Below are 1,003 nucleotides of genomic sequence, written 5' to 3' on the forward strand. Positions count from 1 at the left end.
GGTGCCGCCGAGGCGTGCCCGGAGCGCAGCAGGAGGGGGGCCGCCGCCAGGGACGCGCCGGCCAGGGCGAGGACGGTGCGGCGCGGGGTGGCGCCTGGGCCTGCCGCGCCGGGGGACGGGTGCACCATGGGGACTCCAGTGAATGGGGGGTGGCTTGATCTGATAGTAAAGTTTCCTATCAGATTCAGTGCTCGATGGGTACCCATCAAGCGGTGCTTCCGCGCCCGGCGGCCGGGTCCGCGGATGGGATTCGGGTCCGGCGACGGACCTCAGGGCAGCGGCTGCTCGGCCCAGCCGACCTCGCCCGTCGGCGTGTAGCGGGTGCCCCAGTTGTTCGGCGACCTGGGCGACCGGGAACAGGCCGCGTCCGCCCTCGTCCGTCATGGCCGCACAGCGCGGATGGGGGGAGGTGCTGCTGCCGTCGAAGACCTCGCAGACCGGACTGCGGTGGCGCGGCGCACGGACGCGGACGGGGGCGCTGCCACGACGGAGCACGTTGGTGACCAGCTCGCTGAGGATCAGCTCCGTCGTGAACGCCGGCTCCTCCAGCCCCCACTCCGCCAGCCGCCGTGTCACCGCTGGCGCACCTCCCCGACCGCAGCCGGCTGCGTCGGCACCTCCCACCGGGCGCCCCGGTCGGCTGCCAGGGCGCAGGTGCCCGGGCCGGGTCCGGCGCATCGCCGAGGCGGGTTCGAGGACGGCCCGGCCGCCGGTGAGGCGAGGGCCTGCGGCGAGGACCCCCGACGCGGATCCGCTCGCCCACCGGGCGGAGCGGGGCGTCCGGCCGGATCCCGCTCGACGCCGTGCGGCGCAGACCGGTCGCCGCCTCCGGCTCCTCACGGCTCAGGACCGCCTCGAAGAAGTCGGACCATGCGCCATGTCTGCACTGCCGGGCTCCGGGAGGCGCGAGCCATGACATACATACATATGGTGACGGATCGCGCCTTCGGACAGACACCGCCGGTGGCGGCGGGCGGCCCGCCCGGAGCGGGCCCCGGCGGGG

At 75.2% G+C, this 1,003-nt stretch carries 1 pseudogene; it reads right to left on the reverse strand.

The annotated features are described in order from the left end of the window. Nucleotides 1-269: 269 nt before the first annotated feature. Nucleotides 270-656: pseudogene (locus ACFSL4_RS13705) on the reverse strand (ATP-binding protein); the annotation flags it as partial. Nucleotides 657-1,003 lie beyond the last annotated feature (347 nt).

It is taken from the genome of Streptomyces caeni (assembly GCF_042678285.1).
GTDB lineage: Bacteria > Actinomycetota > Actinomycetes > Streptomycetales > Streptomycetaceae > Streptomyces > Streptomyces caeni.